The 19,046-nt window shown below is 56.0% G+C and carries 23 protein-coding genes; 5 read left to right on the plus strand and 18 right to left on the minus strand.

What is annotated here, in order from left to right; genetic code table 11:
* Window positions 1-115: 115 nt before the first annotated feature.
* Window positions 116-526, plus strand: a complete 411-nt coding sequence (locus tag DR88_RS10225; RefSeq protein WP_004149907.1) for a Spy/CpxP family protein refolding chaperone — start codon at window positions 116-118, stop codon at window positions 524-526.
* A 73-nt stretch (window positions 527-599) separates the two neighbouring features.
* On the opposite strand, the gene DR88_RS30915 is transcribed toward DR88_RS10225, so the two are convergent.
* Both DR88_RS30915 and DR88_RS10215 read right to left on the minus strand, forming a co-directional pair.
* Entirely contained in the window at window positions 600-767 is a 168-nt protein-coding gene (locus DR88_RS30915) for a protein YhaL (protein ID WP_002917926.1), read from the minus strand.
* A gap of 24 nt (window positions 768-791) precedes the next feature.
* Window positions 792-1,493: a pirin family protein gene (locus DR88_RS10215; protein ID WP_004900840.1), complete on the minus strand. Its 702-nt coding sequence runs from the start codon at window positions 1,491-1,493 to the stop codon at window positions 792-794.
* Window positions 1,494-1,597: 104 nt separating this feature from the next.
* On the opposite strand from DR88_RS10215, the gene DR88_RS10210 reads away from it, so the two are divergent.
* Complete coding sequence (locus tag DR88_RS10210; RefSeq protein WP_004144865.1) at window positions 1,598-2,494, plus strand: LysR family transcriptional regulator; 897 nt, start codon at window positions 1,598-1,600, stop codon at window positions 2,492-2,494.
* Window positions 2,495-2,535: 41 nt separating this feature from the next.
* Here the strand turns inward: DR88_RS10210 and DR88_RS10205 are convergent, their stop codons facing one another.
* From DR88_RS10205 to DR88_RS10155, 11 genes are all read right to left on the minus strand, one after another.
* Complete coding sequence (locus DR88_RS10205; protein WP_002917923.1) at window positions 2,536-2,904, minus strand: DUF805 domain-containing protein; 369 nt, start codon at window positions 2,902-2,904, stop codon at window positions 2,536-2,538.
* 126 nt (window positions 2,905-3,030) lie between these two features.
* Complete coding sequence (locus tag DR88_RS10200; RefSeq protein WP_002917922.1) at window positions 3,031-4,017, minus strand: glutathione S-transferase family protein; 987 nt, start codon at window positions 4,015-4,017, stop codon at window positions 3,031-3,033.
* Between the two features lie 80 nt (window positions 4,018-4,097).
* The gene (locus tag DR88_RS10195; protein ID WP_002917920.1) at window positions 4,098-4,490 is read right to left on the minus strand and encodes a DoxX family protein; all 393 of its coding nucleotides are present in this window, start codon (window positions 4,488-4,490) and stop codon (window positions 4,098-4,100) included.
* A gap of 344 nt (window positions 4,491-4,834) precedes the next feature.
* Window positions 4,835-5,131 carry a YqjK-like family protein gene (locus tag DR88_RS10190; protein ID WP_002917918.1) on the minus strand — a complete coding sequence of 99 codons (297 nt, stop codon included), beginning with the start codon at window positions 5,129-5,131 and terminating at the stop codon, window positions 4,835-4,837.
* Window positions 5,128-5,526, minus strand: a complete 399-nt coding sequence (locus DR88_RS10185; RefSeq protein WP_002917917.1) for a phage holin family protein — start codon at window positions 5,524-5,526, stop codon at window positions 5,128-5,130. The genes DR88_RS10190 and DR88_RS10185 overlap by 4 nt, the downstream gene beginning before the upstream one ends.
* 2 nt (window positions 5,527-5,528) lie before the next feature.
* Window positions 5,529-5,834 (minus strand): ElaB/YgaM/YqjD family protein, encoded by a 306-nt coding sequence (locus DR88_RS10180; RefSeq protein WP_002917916.1) that lies wholly within the window; start codon window positions 5,832-5,834, stop codon window positions 5,529-5,531.
* A 45-nt stretch (window positions 5,835-5,879) separates the two neighbouring features.
* Window positions 5,880-6,248: a DUF1090 domain-containing protein gene (locus DR88_RS10175; protein WP_004144860.1), complete on the minus strand. Its 369-nt coding sequence runs from the start codon at window positions 6,246-6,248 to the stop codon at window positions 5,880-5,882.
* Window positions 6,249-6,397: 149 nt separating this feature from the next.
* A complete protein-coding gene (mzrA, locus tag DR88_RS10170; protein ID WP_004218213.1) occupies window positions 6,398-6,775 on the minus strand; it encodes an EnvZ/OmpR regulon moderator MzrA in 378 nt (125 codons plus the stop codon).
* Between the two features lie 8 nt (window positions 6,776-6,783).
* Window positions 6,784-7,446: a DedA family general envelope maintenance protein YqjA gene (gene yqjA / locus DR88_RS10165; RefSeq protein ID WP_002917909.1), complete on the minus strand. Its 663-nt coding sequence runs from the start codon at window positions 7,444-7,446 to the stop codon at window positions 6,784-6,786.
* 340 nt (window positions 7,447-7,786) lie between these two features.
* Window positions 7,787-8,563, minus strand: coding sequence for a transcriptional regulator ExuR (gene exuR, locus DR88_RS10160; protein WP_002917907.1), 777 nt, complete (start codon window positions 8,561-8,563; stop codon window positions 7,787-7,789).
* A 127-nt stretch (window positions 8,564-8,690) separates the two neighbouring features.
* Window positions 8,691-9,992: an MFS transporter gene (locus DR88_RS10155; protein ID WP_002917905.1), complete on the minus strand. Its 1,302-nt coding sequence runs from the start codon at window positions 9,990-9,992 to the stop codon at window positions 8,691-8,693.
* Window positions 9,993-10,472: 480 nt separating this feature from the next.
* Between DR88_RS10155 and uxaC the strand changes: the two genes are divergently transcribed.
* The 3 genes from uxaC to DR88_RS10140 all read left to right on the plus strand — a co-directional run bounded on the left by uxaC (window position 10,473) and on the right by DR88_RS10140 (window position 14,075).
* Window positions 10,473-11,885: a glucuronate isomerase gene (gene uxaC, locus DR88_RS10150; RefSeq protein ID WP_002917899.1), complete on the plus strand. Its 1,413-nt coding sequence runs from the start codon at window positions 10,473-10,475 to the stop codon at window positions 11,883-11,885.
* Between the two features lie 18 nt (window positions 11,886-11,903).
* A complete protein-coding gene (locus tag DR88_RS10145; protein WP_002917898.1) occupies window positions 11,904-13,391 on the plus strand; it encodes a UxaA family hydrolase in 1,488 nt (495 codons plus the stop codon).
* 129 nt (window positions 13,392-13,520) lie between these two features.
* The gene (locus DR88_RS10140; protein ID WP_002917897.1) at window positions 13,521-14,075 is read left to right on the plus strand and encodes a YgjV family protein; all 555 of its coding nucleotides are present in this window, start codon (window positions 13,521-13,523) and stop codon (window positions 14,073-14,075) included.
* Window positions 14,076-14,090: 15 nt separating this feature from the next.
* Here DR88_RS10140 and sstT read toward each other — a convergent pair whose 3' ends face one another.
* The 5 genes from sstT to DR88_RS10115 form a co-directional block, all read right to left on the minus strand.
* Entirely contained in the window at window positions 14,091-15,338 is a 1,248-nt protein-coding gene (gene sstT, locus DR88_RS10135; protein WP_002917895.1) for a serine/threonine transporter SstT, read from the minus strand.
* Window positions 15,339-15,604: 266 nt separating this feature from the next.
* Entirely contained in the window at window positions 15,605-16,576 is a 972-nt protein-coding gene (locus tag DR88_RS10130; RefSeq protein ID WP_004144845.1) for a TerC family protein, read from the minus strand.
* A 271-nt stretch (window positions 16,577-16,847) separates the two neighbouring features.
* The gene (locus tag DR88_RS10125; RefSeq protein WP_004149902.1) at window positions 16,848-17,837 is read right to left on the minus strand and encodes a Gfo/Idh/MocA family protein; all 990 of its coding nucleotides are present in this window, start codon (window positions 17,835-17,837) and stop codon (window positions 16,848-16,850) included.
* 73 nt (window positions 17,838-17,910) lie between these two features.
* Entirely contained in the window at window positions 17,911-18,411 is a 501-nt protein-coding gene (locus DR88_RS10120) for a M48 metallopeptidase family protein (protein ID WP_004144843.1), read from the minus strand.
* Between the two features lie 19 nt (window positions 18,412-18,430).
* Complete coding sequence (locus DR88_RS10115) at window positions 18,431-19,033, minus strand: helix-turn-helix domain-containing protein (RefSeq protein ID WP_004210533.1); 603 nt, start codon at window positions 19,031-19,033, stop codon at window positions 18,431-18,433.
* Window positions 19,034-19,046: the final 13 nt, after the last annotated feature.

The following is a 19,046-nucleotide window of genomic DNA, read 5'->3' on the forward strand; positions in this document are numbered from 1 at the left end:
AGTATATTAGTGCTGTGGATATATATAATGTTTGGCTATCATTTTTTACATTTATTCACTGCGCCCTGTAAAATAATAATCCGCTATTTCTGCCACCTTTACTTCAGGAAAAAAAATGAAATTGATAACCCGTATTGCCTTTGCCACGCTGTTGACCACCGGTTTCTCTATCACGGCTCAGGCCGCAGACGTTAAGGCGGCGCCAGCACCGGCGCAGGATCCTATTGTTCAGCACTTAAAACTTACCAACGATCAGGTCGCGAAAATTAAAAGCCTGCATCAGCAGTTGGAGAGTAATGTCCAGCAGATTTCCCAACAGGAAATTAAAGACGGGGCTCTGATAAACGTGATTGATTCCGGTAAATGGGATGAAAAAGCGGTCAACGATCAGCTGGCGGCCTTCAGCAAGATTGATCAGCAGGTGCGTTATTACCGCGTGAAGTACTATTTTGAGGTGAATAAGGTACTGACGCCGGAGCAGCGCACGCAGGTGAAAAAAGATCTTGCCGACGCGCTGAGTGAATAATGCCATCGGCCCCTCGCGGGGCCGATATCTTCTTCAGGCCATTAATGAAAATCAACCCAGCCATTTTGCCGTTTCAGGCGAGACTTTCTTCATCCCGCAGGCGGATCTCCGCTTCGGCAACAATGGCTTCCAGTTCGCTAAGCATCTCATCATAACCAAAGCTGGCGGCCCCGGCGACTTGCGGTTGCACCGGGGCTAACGGCGTTGGTGACGCCTTTTTTCTGTTTTTCTTCTTACTCACTGACAGACTCCATCACTTCCGTTGTTACACCGGTAAATCTATCAGCAAAGCGCGCAGCGGCGTATCGGCGACGAGGGTAATGTTAGCTTCGTCACGAATAAATGCGCCGTCACCGCAGGTGAGAGCCTGCTTTTGCTGTTCCTGTGCGACGGCATGGACGGAGCCGTGAATCGACTGCAGGTAGGCGCGTGGACCATGTAATTGCACGTTGATCTGCTCACCTTTCTCCATCGCGATATGGTAGACCCAGGCCTGTTGGCGAAGCTGGAGGCTGTTATCCCCGCCCTCCGGAGAGGCCAGCAGCTGCAGCGTCGCGTCTGCGACATTGATTTTCTGCTGCAGCGGGTTTTCCCGTTGCGGGCAGGCATCAAGCCAAAGTTGCATTCGCGTTAACGACTGCTCTTTACTCAGATTATGCTCGCTATAGCTCACGCCAGGCTGGGTGGCGATCAGCAGCGCTTCACCGGCTTTGGCCTGCACGTGGTTGCCGTCGCTGTCGCGATACTCCGCTTCGCCTTCCAGAATCAGGTTCAGGATATCGACTTTTGGGTACGTTCTGGCCTGGAAGGAAGCGCCGGGCGCCAGCACTTCCTGGTTGAGGACGCGCAAGGATGCGAAGCCCAGTAATTTCGGGTCGAAGTAGTGGCCAAAGGAGAAGGTGTAGCGGGCCTGCAGCCAGCCGAAGTCTGCTTGTCCGCATTGTTTGGCTGTTCGGGTAGTAATCATGTTCTTGACCTCTCTTTACACTAAATCAATGGTAAAGGTATGGACGCTGTATTGTTAGCCAGATATTCTGCCCGGTATGTTCAAATTTCCTGAATGAGAAAGCGATGGCCAAAGAGAGAGCATTAACGCTGGAAGCGTTACGCGTGATGGATGCGATCGACCGGCGCGGAAGCTTCGCTGCCGCAGCTGATGAGCTGGGACGCGTGCCTTCCGCCCTGAGCTACACCATGCAAAAACTGGAGGAGGAACTGGACGTGGTGCTGTTTGACCGCTCAGGTCATCGCACGAAGTTCACTAACGTTGGAAGAATGCTGCTGGAGCGCGGGCGCGTGCTGCTTGAAGCGGCGGATAAACTCACCACCGATGCTGAAGCCCTGTCGCGTGGTTGGGAAACCCACCTGACGATCGTTACCGAAGCGCTGGTGCCCACTCCGGATTTGTTTCCGCTGATTGAGAAACTGGCGACTAAATCAAACACCCAGCTGTCGATTATCACTGAGGTGCTGGCCGGCGCCTGGGAGCGGCTGGAGCAGGGGCGGGCGGATATCGTTGTCGCACCGGATATGCATTTTCGTTCCTCTTCGGAGATTAACTCGCGCAAACTCTATTCGGTGCTCAGTGTGTACGTCGCGGCGCCGGATCACCCGATCCATCAGGAGCCGGAGCCGCTCTCTGAGGTTACCCGCGTGAAATACCGCGGCGTCGCGGTGGCTGATACCGCGCGCGAGCGGCCCGTCCTCACCGTTCAACTGCTGGATAAACAGCCGCGTTTAACGGTGAGTACGATAGAAGATAAACGTCAGGCGCTACTGGCCGGACTGGGCGTGGCGACTATGCCCTATCCGCTGGTGGAGAAGGATATTGCCGAAGGTCGCCTGCGGGTCGTCAGCCCGGAATACACCAATGAAATTGACATTATCATGGCCTGGCGACGGGACAGTATGGGCGAAGCGAAGTCCTGGTGTCTGCGTGAGATCCCCAAGCTGTTTGCCGGCAGATAGTGATGAAGACGCTCCTCCCGCTAGCGGGAGGAGCAGGAAGATTAGTAGGAAAAGGGTTTCGGATCGGGCCCGAAGCGATTATTGCCTTCGGTGCCGCGCTGGCAGTTAAAGATCAGGATCACCAGCCAGCCGATGACCGGGATCAACAGCAGCAATAGCCACCAGGCCGAACGATCGGTGTCATGCAGACGGCGAAATTGCACCGCCCACCACGGTAAAAAGACCAGTACGCCATAGATAGTGGTCAGAATGCCTTCGCCGCCAGCCCGCTGCCAGCCCAGCATTTTATCGATGATGCTCAATACGCCGGTCAGGATGAGGTTGACCAGAATAAACATCCAGTACTCTTTGCGCCGCGCACGGCCGCCAAATCCTATATAGTTTTTTAATACCTTGAGATACCAGTCCATTTCTACGCCTCAATTAACCGTCAATCACTTGTTTTTTAAGCGATCGCAATAAGAATAGACGTGAATGAATGGTGGGTAAATATCTGTTTTCTGAATTATTGGGCGCCATCACTGGCGCCCGACAGATCAACGGAAGCGCTGATCGCGACCGTGCGGTTCGTTGAGATCCTGCTGCGGCCCAATGGAAATAATACCGGTAGGGTTAATGGTTTTATGGCTGCGGTAATAGTGGTGACGGATATGCGGAAAACTCACCGTCTCGGCGATACCCGGCATCTGGTAGATGTCGCGCAGGAAACCGTACAGATTGAGGTAATCACTGATGCGCCGTTTATCGCATTTAAAATGGGTCACATATACCGGGTCGAAGCGTACCAGCGTTGTCCACAGGCGAATGTCGGCTTCCGTTAGCTGATTGCCCGTCAGATAGCGATGCTGGCCGAGGATCTGCTCCAGCCGCTCCAGCGAGGTAAAGACCGCATCCACCGCTTCGTCGTAAGCTTGCTGGCTGGTGGCAAAGCCGGCTTTATACACGCCGTTGTTGACGTTGTCATAGATCCAGCCGTTCAGCTCATCGATTTGTTCCCGCAGCGCTGGCGGGTAGTAATCCCCGGCCCGGGCGCCAAGGCCATCGAAGGCGGTATTGAACATGCGGATGATTTCTGCCGACTCATTGCTGACGATGGTCTGCTGTTTTTTATCCCACAGCACCGGCACGGTCACGCGTCCGGTGTAGTGCGGGTCGGCGTGCAGATACAGCTGATAGAGAAAGTCATGCTGGTAGAGGGTATCGCCGGTGGCTTCCGGGAAGCTATCGTCAAAGGTCCAGCCGTTTTCCAGCATCAGCGGATTGACCACGGATACGGGGAGAAAAGGTTCCAGACCTTTTAATTTACGCATAATTAACGTGCGATGCGCCCACGGGCAGGCGAGAGAAACATACAAATGATAGCGATCCTTTTCCGCTGCAAAACCGCCTTCACCGCTGGGGCCAGCCGCGCCGTCGGCGGTCAGCCAGTTACGGAAGGCGGAAACGGAACGTTTAAAACGCCCACCGGTGGATTTTGTGTCATACCAGGTATCCTGCCAGACGCCGTCGACTAATTGTCCCATCTTTGCTCCTCCTTCAGACTACAGATAGCAAAAGCGAGGAGTGGTCTCCTCGCTTTTTTCATTCATTCAGTATAGTGCGCTTACCATTTCTTATTCAGTACACGGTCAATACTGAAGGCGCCCGGTCCGGTAATGGCCAGCAGCAGGTAACCGCCCGCAATGGTCAGGTTCTTCATGAACATCAGGGAGTTCACGCCTTCCGCAAAGTTGCTATGGAACAGGAACGCGGTCAGCAGCGTAAAGCCCGCAGTGAACAGCGCGGTGGTCCGGGTCAGGAAACCGAACAGAATCGCCAGACCGCCGCCGAACTCAAGGAGGATGGTCAGCGGCAGCAGCGCGCCCGGGACGCCCATGGCTTCCATATACTGCTGGGTTCCCGCATAACCGGTGATTTTGCCCCATCCTGCAGTGATAAACAGAATCGGCATCAGAATACGCGCTACCAATACACCAACATCTTCTAATTTTTTCATTTGTTACTCCAGAAAACCCAAAGGGCGGCGGTTTTGTTTTTTAGTGCAATCCCGCGTAGTTACGCGGTGTTGCTGTCGATGGAGAGGATAGTAGCGAGGCGGAGAGGGAATTGTTAGCAAGGAAAACTGTAGATCTATTTCAAAGTTTCTGAGCAATCAGTACGCGGAGGCGAAAGCGTACCGAACGCGATGGGCCACCACCGGACCTGGTATGGCGTAAGGTAAAGGGCGTCGTAGAGAAGGGCGGCTACGGAAAAGGCGCATGTTGCTGCGAACAGGGTGCGGTAACGGACAGGGAAATGGCAGAGCGTGGGCGCCAGGGAAAGCGCCCACGCTCAGGGCCGCTAGCGAACTGCCGACTGGCGCAGGATCCCGCGCACCAGGCGCCAGGTGCTCCACAGTCCGAGTCCGCGTTTGGTCCAGCGCATTAAAAAATGCGGATGTCGTACGGACCATACGGCCATCAGACCGCTGCCAACCATCAGCCACGAACGTAAACTCAGCAGCGTATGCCAGCCGCGGTCGAGGGGCGCAGTCGCCTCGTGCCAGTGACGGCGGCAGGCGCTGAGCTCCAGCCGTTGCTGCTGGATCTGGCGCAGCAGCTGCGTCTTTTGCCGTTCACGCTCCTGTCGGCCATTCACGATTTATCCTCCTCCAGAAGGGCACGGTCGTTCTCCAGCTCTTTACGCGTCAGACGCAGCAGCGTGGAGCGGCGCGCCTTACGTAGGGTTAGGATACCCACGATCGCGGCGGCAAGGAGCAGCACAACGGTGGTGGCGATCATCACGTGCAGGCGGTACTGAGCGTCAACGGCCCAGATAACCAGCACCAGCAGACTCATAAGGCCAAACGCGGCAAACAGCAGCGTCAGTCCGGTCATGATCAGCAGCTGGAAGAGGTTGGCTTTCTCCTCCTCCAGCTCCACGACGACCAGACGCAGCCGCGTTTCCACCATTTCGACCAGCAGCGTGACGATGCGCTGACCAATGGAGAAAACGCGCTGACCCGGTCCCTGCGTGTGTTGAGTATTCGCCATAATCAGCGACGCGACAGCAGGACACCCAGCACCAGCCCGACGGCGGCGCCAATTCCTACCCCAGTCCACGGATTTTCGCGAACATAATCATCCGCTCGCGCGGCGGTCTCACGAGTTTGACGAAGAATCGCTTCGCTGGTTTCACCCAAACGAGCGCGGCTCTCTTTCAGCGCGCTCTCGGCTTTACTGCGCAGTTTACCCATCTCTTCTTTCGACTTGTCCGCCGAGGAATTTAGTACTTCCTCCAGGGTATCCGCCAGCGTTTTCAGTTCTGCACGAAGGTCGTCAGTCACATTCTCTTTAGCCATGTCGTTCTCCTGTAGCGTGGTCCGTGTTGCGAAAGTTAATGGTGATTAGTAATCCCGAGACTCCAGCGTTTTTAACTCCTGTTGCGCTTCATTGAGTTTATGCTGGCGTTTGTTAATTTTGTCCGCATCGCCTTTCTTCCGGGCTTCCTGCAGATCGCGCTGACGTTCAGCGATCTCTTCCCGCTGTTTGGCAATTTTTTGCTGATGATCGGCTTTGAGTTTACTGTCGCTACAGTTTTCCCGAACCTGACGTAGCGCGGTATTTAGCCCATCAATGCGACTTTGATTATGATGCTTTTCGGCGTAGCTGATCTCTCGTTGAATATCCTGCTCTTTTTCCTGGCAGGGAGAGGCGGCTAGGGCGCTGGCGCTAAGTGAAGTCAGGACCAGAAGCAGAGCGATGCGGTGTTTCATGGATAGTACCTTCCATTGTCTGAGGGGATACCCGGAGGATATACCCGTTCCCGTTGGTGAACGTGAATGCGTTGATTCCCGCAGGTTTAAGCATAGTAACAAATGCGGGAAACCACCAGACTGGGTTAAAAACGCAGTCTGGCGGCAGCTTACCCGAGGCGATGCGGCGCGTCGCGCAGGCGGGATAGCCAGGCGGTGGGCGAGTTATCGTCCTCCAGCAGGGCAATAATATAACCATGTGGCAGAGCGCGGCCGAGAACTTCTTTCGCCGCCGCGCCCTGGGCGGTGGAATCGAACTTAATCAGCAGACCATCCTTCTGCGGCGTGATGCTTTTAAAGCGGATGCCGTTGGCATCGAGATGATGCCAGACGGAGAAACCGTCCGGCATTCCGATACCCTGGCCAACCGGGCGTATCGCCAGCGTGGCCTCCTGCTGCTGCACCGCCAGCCAAAGCCAGAACAGGGCGCCGAGCAGAAGAGAACCACCCAGCAGCCAGCTGAACTGGCGCAGGGAAGGGCGTTTCATGACCATCATTAGCCCCGGCTTCTGTATTTTTTCTTCCACAGCACCACCAGCGAGCCGATCAGTCCGAAGACCAACAGGGCAACCGGCAGGAGCATCAGGCAGGACATCAGCTGATCTTCATACTTGAGGAATACCGGGGTTTTACCCAGCAGATAGCCAAGCGAGGTCAGGATGAGCACCCACAGCAGGCCGCTCATCCAATTGAAAAACTGAAAACGGGCGTTATTAAGGCCGGAAAGCCCGGCGATGGTGGGCAGCAGCGTGCGTACGAAGGCGATAAAGCGGCCAATCAGCAGCGCGGAGAGCCCATGCTTATGAAACAAGTGATGCGCACGCTGGTGATAGTGCGAAGGCAGGTGTGACAGCCAGTTTTGCACGATCCGCGTATTACCCAGCCAACGCCCCTGAATATAGCTTAGCCAGCAGCCGAGGCTGGCGGCGGCGGTGAGCAGCAGCAAGGTTTCCGGAAAACCCATCGCCCCTTTGGCGATCAGCACGCCCACGAGCACGAGCAGACTATCCCCCGGTAAAAACGCGGCAGGCAATAACCCGTTCTCAAGGAACAAAATCATAAACAAGACAAAATACAGCATGCCTATCATGGAGGGATTCGCGAGCGTTTCGTAATCCTGAGCCCACAAGGCATTCAATAACTGGGTAAATAGTTCCATTCACGATTCCTGGTACATCGGTTAACGGCACGTCTGAGCGCGCGGCATATAGGGCGACAAGATTTTTATGAGATTATGGTCGCTGCTTAGGCGCTCTGAACGCTTCCCTGTATAAGACTGAAGTAAGTAAATACCTACCCCCAGAACGACAAAATGCATCTAATTGTAACAAATCACCTGACTTTCCGTCAGAGAAATTGCAACGTGTTGCTCGTTGATTTTGCTGATTGCGGAGATGGGAGGCGAGAGGATTTACACAGGCTGACACTATATATGACTTGCTTACTCCAGCCTCACTGTCAGACAGGCGCGCAGGGGGGCGCGCCGGAGGGATAAGGCCTTATTTCGCGCCGTTGACTGCGGTATCGAGATGAACGACTGGGTTTTCGGCAAATAAGTAGCGATCGGCATTAAATTCAAAGTCATCGCTGGTTTCGTTGAACAACATTTGCTTGGTATTTTCCAGATGCTGCCACATCGCCAGCTTGGCGGCGTTGGGATCTTTTCGCAGCAGAGCTTTCAGGATCTGATCGTGGTCGTCGCACCAGTTATCGACCGTACGCAGGTCGATATGCTCATGCAGCTTTTTCCAGTAGGGGTTATGCACGCGCTGGGTCCACATCTTTTCCACGATCGCCGCCAGCGCGCTGTTCTGCGTCGCCAGCGCCACCTGGACGTGAAACTGCAGGTCCCACTCGGAGTCGCGGAAACATTTCTCGTTACGCGCTTTCTCCTGAATCTCCATCAGCTTCATGATGTCCTGTTTGGTCACCTGAGTCGCCGCGAATTCAGCAATATTGCTTTCAATTAGCTGCCGCGCCTGCAGCAGTTCAAAGGGGCCATAGTTGGCGAACTCAAGGCTTTCATCGGCCACCTGCTGGTATTTCGGATGGTTGGAGATGACGTGGATACCCGACCCTTTGCGGACTTCGACATACCCTTCCACTTCCAGCATGATAATGGCTTCACGAACCACGGTGCGGCTGACGTTTTTTTCATCGGCGATGAAGCGCTCGGCGGGCAGCTTATCCCCTACAAGGTAGACACCTTGTTCGATGCGCGTCTTCAGCTCAGCGGCAAGCTGCTGATATAGACGGCGTGGTTCAATGATTTCCATATTCGCTCCCGGAAGATGGCGACAATATTCGATTTGTTATACCACTTTTACGCGCTTTCCACCACTGGCAGGCATGAAAAAGCCGCCTGAGAAGGCGGCTTGATCGGCGATTACCTTGCCATTCGATCTAACTCTGCGTGACCGGTTTGCGGCTGCTAAGCGGCGTCGAGTCATCGTCAGCCGGTTTGTTTTTCAGCACCGTCCAGATAACCAGCGCGCCCAGCAGGTCAAAGACGGCCAGTACCGCAAACAGCGGGCTAAAGCCGATGGTGTCTGCCAGCGCGCCGACAACCAGGGCGAACATGGTGCTCGCCAGCCAGGCGGCCATCCCGGTCAGACCGTTGGCGGTAGCGACTTCGTTACGGCCAAAGACGTCGGAAGAGAGGGTAATCAGCGCCCCGGACAGTGCCTGGTGAGCGAACCCGCCGATGCACAGCAGGGCAATCGCCACGTACGGGCTGGTGAACAGGCCGATCATCCCCGGGCCAATCATCAGCAGGGCGCCCATGGTGACCACCATTTTACGCGACACGATCAGGTTGACGCCAAACCAGCGCTGGAACAGCGGCGGCAGATATCCGCCGACGATACAGCCGAGGTCGGCGAACAGCATCGGCATCCAGGCGAACATGGCGATCTCTTTCAGGTTAAAACCGTAAACTTTGAACATGAACAGCGGGATCCAGGCGTTAAAGGTCCCCCAGGCCGGCTCGGCGAGGAAGCGCGGCAGGGCGATACCCCAGAACTGACGGTTGCGCAGGATTTGCCACGGCGACATTTTCTTCGCGTTATTGGTCTGATGCTGAGACTCCTGACCGCCAATGATGTAGTCACGTTCTTCGTCAGATAATTTTTTCTGGTCGCGCGGGTGTTTGTAGAAGATAAGCCAGGCGATGGCCCAGGCGAAGCTCAATACCCCGGAGATGATGAACGCCATCTGCCAGCTGTGCATGACAATCGCCCATACCACCAACGGCGGCGCGATCATGGCGCCAATAGAGGAACCCACGTTGAAGTAGCCCACCGCGATAGAGCGCTCTTTTGCCGGGAACCACTCTGAGCTGGCCTTCAGGCCGGCGGGGATCATTGCGGCCTCCGCTGCGCCGACTGCGCCACGGGCCAGCGCCAGTCCACCCCAGCTGCCGGCCAGCGCGGTTGAGCCGCAGAATACCGCCCAGGCGATGGCGAAGAAGGCATAGCCAATTTTGGTCCCCAGAATATCAAGGACATACCCCGCGACGGGCTGCATAACGGTATAGGCAGCGGAATAGGCTGCAATGATATAGGAGTACTGTTGGGTCGAAATGTGTAACTCTTCCATTAGCGTCGGCGCGGCCGCCGCTACGGTGTTACGGGTCAGGTAGCCCAGCACGGTGCCCAGCGTCACCAGCGCGATCATGTACCAACGTAACCCTTTAATTTTACGCATGTAAACCTCATCGTCTGTTATCTTTCCGCATCATGTGCGGCCTTTACCGAGCGCAATAAGCGGCCGGGAAAGCGAAACGGAGGATTCAGGAGGGTAGTCCCCTCTGGCCTGAACCTTACCATCAGTTGTTATGTTGAAAGTCGGTATCCATTCCGTATAAGCCGATGCCATAAGCACCGGTAATGCATTCCGTCGGTTTATATGTTGCGACGGCAGAAAGATAACTTGTCATACAACTTTAAAAGTTGAGAGCTGTCACAAAAGTGGGAAAGTTAGTGTGGTCTTTATCCCTTGCCTGGAAAGCCAGAGATGGCGCGCTCTGGCGAGGTGTTTTGCTCCAGGGCGGTCATTTTTTTATCGACGTTTATTGATCTAACTCACGAAAAACAGTTCGGTCTGTAGAAATTGGTGTGATAACTTTGTCAGCATTGTAGTCAATCATCTGAAAGGCTCCCGCACTGGAGCGAAGAGGACACGCGAATGACATCGTTTATGACTGAAGATTTTCTACTTGATACCGAGTTTGCCCGCCGTCTGTACCATGATTACGCCAAAGATCAGCCGATTTTCGACTACCACTGCCACCTTCCGCCGCAGCAGGTTGCCGAAAACTATCGCTTTAAAAACCTGTATGACATCTGGCTGAAAGGCGATCACTATAAATGGCGCGCAATGCGCACTAACGGCGTGCCGGAGCGTCTGTGTACCGGTGATGCGTCCGATCGCGAGAAATTTGACGCCTGGGCGGCCACGGTTCCGCACACTATTGGCAACCCGTTATACCACTGGACCCATTTAGAGCTGCGTCGACCTTTTGGTATTACAGGTAAGCTGTTGTCGCCATCCACCGCCGATGAGATCTGGGACCAGTGTAATGATTTGCTGGCTCAGGATGCCTTCTCCGCCCGCGGAATCATGAAGCAGATGAATGTGAAGATGGTCGGTACCACCGACGATCCGATTGATTCTCTTGAGCACCACGCGGCTGTCGCCAAAGACAACTCCTTTGACATCAAAGTGCTGCCGAGCTGGCGCCCGGATAAAGCCTTCAACATCGAGTTGGCGACCTTCAATGATTATATGGCTAAGCTGGGCGAGGTATCCGATACCGATATTCGCCGCTTCGCTGACCTGCAAAGCGCCCTGACCAAACGTCTGGATCATTTTGCCGCACACGGCTGCAAAGTCTCCGATCATGCGCTGGACGTGGTGCTGTTTGCCGAAGCGACCGACGCCGAGCTGGATGACATTCTGGCGCGCCGCCTGGCTGGCGAGACCCTTAGCGAACACGAAGTGGCGCAGTTCAAAACCGCGGTGCTGGTGTTCCTCGGCGCAGAGTATGCCCGTCGCGGCTGGGTCCAGCAGTACCACATTGGCGCTCTGCGTAATAACAACCTCCGTCAGTTCAAACTGTTAGGGCCAGACGTCGGCTTCGACTCGATCAACGATCGTCCGATGGCGGAAGAGCTGTCTAAGCTGCTGAGCAAGCAGAACGAAGAAAACCTGCTGCCGAAAACGATTCTCTACTGCCTGAACCCGCGTGATAACGAAGTGCTGGGCACCATGATCGGTAACTTCCAGGGTGAAGGCATGCCAGGCAAGATGCAGTTCGGCTCCGGCTGGTGGTTCAACGATCAGAAAGACGGTATGGAGCGGCAGATGACCCAGCTGGCGCAGCTCGGGCTGCTGAGCCGCTTCGTCGGGATGTTGACCGACAGTCGCAGCTTCCTCTCCTACACGCGCCACGAATACTTCCGCCGCATTCTGTGCCAGATGATCGGCCGTTGGGTGGCTGCCGGCGAAGCGCCTGCGGATATCGCGCTGCTGGGCGAGATGGTGAAAAACATTTGCTTTAACAATGCGCGTGACTATTTCGCCATTGAACTGAACTAAGGCCAGAGGTCGGTTGATATGCAATACATCAAAATCCATTCGCAGGATAACGTCGCGGTCGCGCTGACGGATATCGCTGCCGGTAGCGTGGTGACGATTGATAATGACTCGGTCACCCTCGGCCAGGATATCGTTCGCGGCCACAAGTTTGCACTGCGCGCTATCGCGAAAGGGGAAAACGTCGTTAAGTACGGGTTGCCGATTGGCCATGCGCTGGCGGATATCGCGCCGGGAGAGCATGTTCATGCGCACAATACGCGCACCAATCTCAGCGACCTTGACGCGTATCGCTATCAACCGGACCTGGTTGCCCAACCGCCACAGCCTGCGGATCGCGAAGTGCAGATTTATCGTCGCGCCAACGGTGACGTCGGCGTGCGCAATGAGCTGTGGATCCTGCCGACCGTCGGCTGCGTCAACGCGATGGCCAGACAAATGCAGAACCGTTTCCTGAAAGAGACGTATGGCGCTGAGGATATCGATGGGGTACATCTCTTCAGCCACACCTATGGCTGCTCGCAGCTTGGGGACGACCATATCAACACTCGCACCATGCTGCAAAATATGGTTCGTCACCCGAACGCCGGGGCGGTGCTGGTGGTTGGCCTTGGCTGTGAAAACAACCAAGTGGAGGCCTTTCGCGAGACGCTGGGCGAGTTTGACCCGCAGCGCGTGCACTTTATGGTTTGCCAGCATCAGGACGATGAAGTGGAGGCGGGGGTTGAGCATCTGCATCAGCTGTATGAAGTGATGCGTCAGGATAAACGCCAGCCGGGCAAGCTCAGCGAGCTGAAGTTTGGCCTCGAGTGCGGGGGATCGGACGGCCTGTCGGGCATTACCGCTAATCCGATGCTGGGCCGCTTCTCAGACTATGTGATCGCCAACGGCGGCACTACCGTGCTGACCGAAGTGCCGGAGATGTTCGGCGCTGAACAGTTGCTGATGAGCCACTGCCGCGACGAAGCGACCTTCGACAAGCTGGTGACCATGGTCAATGACTTTAAGCAGTACTTTATTGCTCACGACCAGCCTATTTACGAAAACCCCTCGCCGGGTAATAAGGCCGGAGGGATCACTACCCTCGAAGATAAGTCGCTGGGCTGTACTCAGAAAGCGGGCTCCAGCCAGGTGGTGGATGTTCTGCGCTACGGCGAGCGCCTGAAGGTTCATGGTCTGAATTTACTGAGCGCGCCGGGCAACGACGCGGTCGCCACCAGCGCGCTGGCCGGCGCCGGCTGCCATATGGTGCTGTTCAGCACCGGTCGCGGCACGCCGTACGGCGGCTTTGTGCCAACGGTGAAGATCGCCACCAATAGCGAGCTGGCGGCGAAGAAAAAGCACTGGATCGACTTTGATGCCGGGCAGCTGCTCCACGGCAAAACGATGCCGCAGCTGCTGGAAGAGTTTGTGGATGCCATTGTAGCCTTCGCCAACGGTAAACCGACCTGTAATGAGCAGAATGACTTCCGCGAGCTGGCCATCTTTAAAAGCGGTGTTACCCTGTAAAGGCGTATTTGCGTTGGCGCCCAGAGGCTTGGTTTGTGTATCGGCCTGATAGCGTAGCGCCATCGGGCTCGTAACAGCGGCGTTTCAGCCAGTGAAGCGCCGTTTGTTTTTTTCAGTCAGGGAGCTTACATGACCGCGTATTGGCTGGCCCAGGGGGTCGGCGTCATCGCCTTTCTTATCGGCATTACCACCTTTATCAACCGCGATGAACGCCGTTTCAGGCTACAGCTGGCGGTCTATAGCGCTATTATCGGCGTTCATTTTTTCCTGATGGGCGCCGGGCCGGCTGGAATGAGCGCCGGGCTCAATGCGCTTCGCACGGTCATTTCCTTACGCACCCGTAGTCTGTGGGTGATGACAGTCTTTATCCTCCTGACGTTGATTCTCGGCCTGGGTAAACTGCAGCATGCCATGGAGCTGCTGCCGATCATTGGCACCGTCGCCAGCACCTGGGCGCTGTTTCGCTGCAAAGGGCTAACCGTCCGCTGCGTGATGTGGTGCTCCACCGCCTGCTGGGTCACGCATAATCTGTGGTTGGGTTCCATTGGCGGGACGCTGATAGAAGGCAGTTTCCTGATCGTCAACGGGCTGAACATCATTCGCTTCCGCCGGATGCAAAAGCGCGGTATCGATCCGTTTAAGGTTGAAAACGCAGTACAGGAAGAGAGCCCCTCCGCCCGATAGCGGAGGGGAAAGGCGTTATCCGCGCAGGGCGTTTTTCGCCAGCTGGTCGTCTTCCGCCATGCAGGCCGCGGCGGTAAACAGGGCGTCGGTGGAGGAGTTCAGCGCGGTTTCGCAGGAGTCCTGCAGCACGCCGATAATAAAGCCAACGGCAACCACTTGCATCGCCACATCGTTCGGGATCCCAAACATATTACAGGCCAGCGGGATCAGCAGCAGCGAGCCGCCCGCCACGCCGGAGGCGCCGCAGGCGCACAGCGAAGCGACCACGCTCAGCAGCAGCGCCGTCGGCAGATCCACCGGAATATTCAGCGTATGCACCGCCGCCAGCGTCAGCACGGTGATGGTGATTGCCGCGCCTGCCATATTGATGGTCGCCCCCAGTGGAATAGAGACCGAATAGGTATCGCGATCCAGATTCAGCTTCTCGCACAGCGCCATATTCACTGGAATGTTGGCGGCGGAACTGCGGGTGAAGAACGCGTAAACGCCGCTTTCGCGCAGGCAGGTGAGCACCAGCGGATAGGGGTTGCGGCGGATCTTCCAGAACACCAGCAGCGGGTTAATCACCAGCGCTACCAGCAGCATACAGCCCACCAGCACCAGCAGCAGCTGGGCATAGCCCCACAGGGTCTCGAAACCGGTGGTCGCCAGGGTGGAAGATACCAGGCCGAAGATCCCCAGCGGCGCAAAGCGGATCACCACTTTAACGATAAAGGTCACCGCGTGGGAGACGTCGTTGATCAGGTTTTTGGTGGTGTCGTTACCATGACGCAGGGCGAAGCCAAGCCCCACCGCCCACACCAGAATGCCGATATAGTTGGCGTTCAGCAGAGCGTCGATCGGGTTGGACACCATGCTCATCAGCAGGCCGCGCAGCACCTCAACAATCCCCGACGGCGGCGTGATGCTGTCGGCGGCGGTGGTTAAGTGCAGGGTCGAGGGAAAGAGAAAACTGAACAACACCGCGGTCAGCGCCGCGCTAAAGGTGCCCAGCAGATAGAGAAACAGAATGGGGCGTATACTGGTTTTTTGTCCGTGCTGATGGTTGGCGATCGAGGCCATGACAAGCATCAATACCAGCACCGGCGCTACCGCTTTTAACGCGCCGACGAACAGGGTCCCCAGCAGACCGACGGCGATAGCCGCAGGCTTAGAGACCAGCGCCAACAGTACGCCAAGCACCAGGCCGATTAAAATTTGTTTCACCAGGCTGCCTTGCGCCAGGCGGGAGAGCCACCCTGATGAGGGAGTGCGTGTTGTCATAATTCATTCCTTCCAGTGATGTAGCAAGCCATCCCAGCCACGTATTATTTTTTACGTTTATGTCAGGATGTAAGTAGATGTTTGCATAGTCGAGTATACGGAAAGAAAGACTGGCGGGAAGCGTAAAATGCTGTGATTTTAATATGGATCTTATTTTTTAACTGCGTAGTAACATAATTGTGACATGAGCAGGTATTCTCGTTACGAGAACGTCTGCTATAGCTGATTACCGCGCCGCCAGCGAGGGCCGACGGCGCGGTAGCAGATTACTCTGGCAGTTTGCGCTGCTTGTCGTGCTGCCTGTTGACCCAGGCGTTAATCAGCAGCGTGACGGCCAGGATGCCGCCCACCACGCCCAGCGAGATGGCAACCGGGATATGGTAGAAGTCGACGATCAGCATCTTCACGCCAATAAACACCAGGATCACCGACAGACCGTATTTGAGCATCGAGAAGCGCTCAGCGACCCCCGCCAGCAGGAAGTACATGGCGCGCAGGCCGAGGATGGCGAACAGGTTCGAGGTCAGCACGATAAACGGATCGGTGGTGACCGCGAAGATTGCCGGGATACTGTCGACGGCGAAAATCACGTCGCTCAGTTCCACCAGAATCAGCACCAGCAGCAGCGGGGTGGCGAACAGCACCCCGTTTTTACGGGTGAAGAAGCGCTCGCTCTCGATTTTATCGGTCATCCGCAGATGGCTGCGGATCCAGCGCACCAGCGGCTTATCGCCGATGCCGGAGTCGTCCTCCTTCGCCAGCGCCATCTTCACGCCGGTAAACAGCAGGAAGGCGCCAAAGACGTACAGCAGCCAGTCGAACTGCGAAATCAGCCAGCTGCCGGCGAAGATCATAATGGTACGCAGAACGATCGCGCCCAGTACGCCATACACCAACACCCGGCGCTGCAGAGCAGGCGGTACGGCGAAATAGCTGAACAGCATCAACCAGACGAAGACGTTATCGACCGCCAGCGCTTTTTCAATCAGATAACCGGTGAGGAAGGCTAAGGCCTGCGGATCGGCGACGGCCCGGCCCTGGGTTTGCACCAGATACCACCAGAAGGCGGCGTTGAACAGCAGAGAAAGCGTGACCCAGAGGATTGACCAGCCAGCGGCCTGCTTCATGGTCATGCTATGCGAACCGCGTCGTCCCTGAAGCAGCAGGTCGATTGCCAACATGATCGCGACAACGACAGCGAATCCACCCCATAGCAACGGCGTGCCGACAGTATTCATTTGATATTCCTTACATAAAAACAAAACGGCTGACGTCGGAAGACGGCAGCCGCTGCGCTTTTATGCATAGACCTCGCCTTCCGGCAAGGTCTCACTTACAACAACCAAAGTACATCGCGATGGGCTTTGGTTATTGCCCGGCGACCGGATGCGGTATTGCACGCATCGTAATGACGATCAACCGGCAAGGAAGTTACTCCCCTTTGCACGTAACAAAATATGTCACAGGGCGGTTTTCGTCAATGGCGGCCGGTCGGGCCTTTACACTCTTTTACGCCAGCGGCTGCGTATCGGCCGGGAAGATCACCCCGGTCTGGCGACGAATTTCGCTGGACAGTTTGGCGGTGATCCGGCTCACCGCCAGGCCCGGATGATCCACATCCTGTGTCTCCACCAGCCGCGCAAAGGTCTCCGCCTCATACAGCATGGTATTAATGTGCTGGGGCTGCGTCAGGTCCTGGGCTTTACCGCCGCGCGGCACAAACGCCAGCTTCTGACATTCGGAGATTTTTTCGATCACTAACGCGCCATCTTCGCCCTGAATTTCACTGGGGATCGCGGAATCGCTAACTTTGGAGTGATGCAGCGTCACGTCGAAGTCGCCATAGCTCAGCACCACGGTGCCCTGGGCGTCTACGCCGCTGTCCAGCAGGCTGGCGGTGGCAAGAACGGCCCGTGGCTCGCCCCACAGCGCCACAGCGGACGCCAGGCAATAGAAGCCGATATCCATAATCGAACCGTTAGAGAACGCCGGGTTAAAGGTGTTGGGGTTTTCGCCGTCAAGGTAGCGCTGATAGCGCGAGGAGTACTGACAGTAGTTGATAAAGGCTTTGCGTAGTTTGCCCACTTTAGCGAGCGTTTCTTTCAGTAGGAGAAAGTTAGGCAGACTGGCGGTTTTAAAGGCTTCAAACAGCACCACGTTATTTTCTTTCGCCAGCGCTATCGCCGCCTCGACTTCCTGCAGGTTCGACGCCAGCGGCTTTTCGCAAATGACGTGCTTCTTATGGCTCAGGAACAGCCGGGTCTGCGGAAAGTGCAGCGAGTTCGGGCTGGCAATATAGACCGCGTCAACGTCAGGGCTCTGTGCCAGTTCATCGAGCGAGGTAAACAGATGCTCGACCGGATAGTCTTTGGCGAAGGCTTGCGCCTGTTCGAGGCTGCGGGAGTAGATGGCGGTAAGTTTATATTTGCCGGTTTCATGGGCGGCATCGACAAACTGCTTGGTGATCCAGTTTGTGCCAACAACTGCGAAACGTATCATAAACGTTGACGAACTCCGTTAAAGGGAACCTGCCGCCACTCTATCATGCCGTCATGACAAAACCAGTGCGTCACTACGCAGAACGATTTAACGAAAGGTGCGTCAGCCACAGGCGGGTGTCGAACTCCAGCTGGTGGTACTGCGGCTCCATATGGCAGCACAGCTGATAGAAAGCCTTGTTGTGATCCTTCTCTTTCAGATGCGCCAGTTCATGAACCACGATCATCCGCAGAAAGGCTTCCGGCGCGTCGCGAAATACCGTCGCCACGCGAATTTCCGCTTTAGCTTTCAGCTTACCGCCCTGCACGCGGGAAATGGCGGTATGCAGGCCGAGCGCATTGTTCAGCACGTGGATCTTACTGTCATACATCACTTTGTTGATCGGCGCCGCGCCGCGCAGAAAGCGGTTTTTCAAGTCCTGGGTGTACTGATACAGCGCTTTATCGCTGTTAACGTCGTGCCCTTGCGGATAGCGCTTTTGCAGCACCTCGCCGAGGCGGCCTTGCTCGATTAACGTGGTCACCTGCGCCAGCAGCGATTCAGGATAGCCCTGTAAATAAATGAGTTTTGTCATCGTCTTATCATTATGTCTGTCAGGAGGGCAGTTCAGCCACGGTCATGGTAAAGACCAGCGGCGCGGTACCCTCATTGCGGTAACCGTGCTCTATTTCGGTGCGGGCCACCGCCGATTCCCCGGCCGCCACCGTGCGGCAGGTCTCGCCAAGCGTCAGCGTCAGCGCGCCAGCTTCCACGTGCAGCAGCTCGAAGGTTGTTGCCGGGTGGCCGGGCGAGGTAAAGGCTTCGCCGGGCTGCATCTCCCAGCGCCACAGCTCAATCATATTCGGCCCGGCGGTGCCGGCGAGGAGCCTGGCGCTGCCCCCCAGCGGGCCTTGCCAGAGGGTGGGGATCTGCTCGGCGGGAATAATATGCAACGCGGGTTCGCTTGCCACATTGACAATATCCGCTACCGATACGCCCAGCGCGGCGGCGAGTTTGCAGAGGATCGCAATGCTGGGATTGGCGGCCTCTTTTTCCATCTCGACCAGCATACCTTTGCTGATGCTGGCCCGGCGCGACAGCTCGTCCAGCGACATTTTTTTCGCTTTACGGTAGGCCTTCAGCCGCGTGGCGACGGCGCGACTTACCTGGTCGACATCAGATCCTGAATCGGTCGTTATATTGACTTTTACGTTCATTGGTCACTATGAT

The organism is Klebsiella pneumoniae (assembly GCF_000742135.1).
Lineage (GTDB): Bacteria > Pseudomonadota > Gammaproteobacteria > Enterobacterales > Enterobacteriaceae > Klebsiella > Klebsiella pneumoniae.